The following is a 1,213-nucleotide window of genomic DNA, read 5'->3' on the forward strand; positions in this document are numbered from 1 at the left end:
TGACCTGACTGCTTTTTTCGTACCACTGGCGTCTAGGGAATCACGGCCCCGGTGGTTGAACTACATTCGCTGACCCGACGGAATTCGGCGGGGGTCAGGTACTGCAAACTCGAATGCGGGCGCACCTCGTTGTAGTGCGTGCGCCAGTCCTCGATCACGATCTTCGCTTCAATCCGATTGCGAAACCACTCCATCGCCAAGCATTCATCACGGAATTTACCGTTGAAGCTCTCGTTGGTTCCGTTCTGCCAAGGCTTGCCCGGATCAATCAACGCTGTCTCGATCTGCTCCTGTACCGCCCATTTCAACAACGCCGTGCTGACAAATTCCGGCCCGTTGTCCGACCGAAGATAACGGGGTGCGCCATGCACGCTGATCAACCGACTTAACACGTCAATGACTCGACGAGAGCGAATCGATCCCGCCACATCGATCGCCAGGCACTCCCGCGTATATTCGTCGACCACCGTCAGGCATTTGACTTGCTGACCGTTCGCACAGGCATCGAATACAAAGTCATAGCACCAAACCGAGTTGCGAGCTGCCGGTGCGTGGGGCCTTGGACGACTGCCTGCTACGCGGCGTCTACGACGTTTCTTTGGCACTTGCAAACCCGCCTGCGCCCAAAGCGAAGCGCATCGGTCACGACCGACCACAATGCCCTCACGCCCGAGCAATACTCGAATGCGACGCGAACCGAAGCGCGGGAATTGCCCCGACAATGCTCGCATCGCATCGATCACTGGCGCGTTCTTGCTCGGCATCTTGAGCTCGTAATCCAAGCTCGAACGGCTGACCTGCATCAGCGTGCACGCTCGCCGTTGGCTCAAGCCCCGTGCCATCGCAAACCGGGCTTGCTCACAGCGAGCCTGCACGCTCACCACTTTTTTGCGCCGATCTCCTTCAGGACTTGGATATCGAGCGCCTGGTCGGCGACCAGCTTCTTCAGTCGGACGTTCTCCGCCTCTAGTGCTTTGAGGCGCTTTACGTCGTCGCTGACCATTTCACCGAAGCGCTTGCGCCAAGCGTAGATCGACGCTTCGCTTACGCCGTGGCGCTTGGCCACCTCAGGCACCGTGTCACGATCCGCTTCACGCAGTATCCGCACAATCTGTTCGTCGCTGTACCGGCTTTTCTTCATGCCAACTCCTCATCTGAGCTGAGGAGCCATTATCCCTAGATTTGATTGGTACGAAATTTTCAGGACAGGTCA

1 protein-coding gene is annotated in these 1,213 nt (G+C 57.5%); it reads right to left on the reverse strand.

The features are described from left to right. Positions 1-32: 32 nt before the first annotated feature. A protein-coding gene (locus PCE31106_RS23870) for an IS3 family transposase (protein ID WP_150564896.1) occupies positions 33-1,141 on the reverse strand; the annotation gives its coding sequence in 2 pieces (ribosomal slippage) (positions 33-892 and positions 892-1,141; 1,110 coding nt in all). Positions 1,142-1,213: the final 72 nt, after the last annotated feature.

It is taken from the genome of Pandoraea cepalis, assembly GCF_902459665.1.
GTDB lineage: Bacteria > Pseudomonadota > Gammaproteobacteria > Burkholderiales > Burkholderiaceae > Pandoraea > Pandoraea cepalis.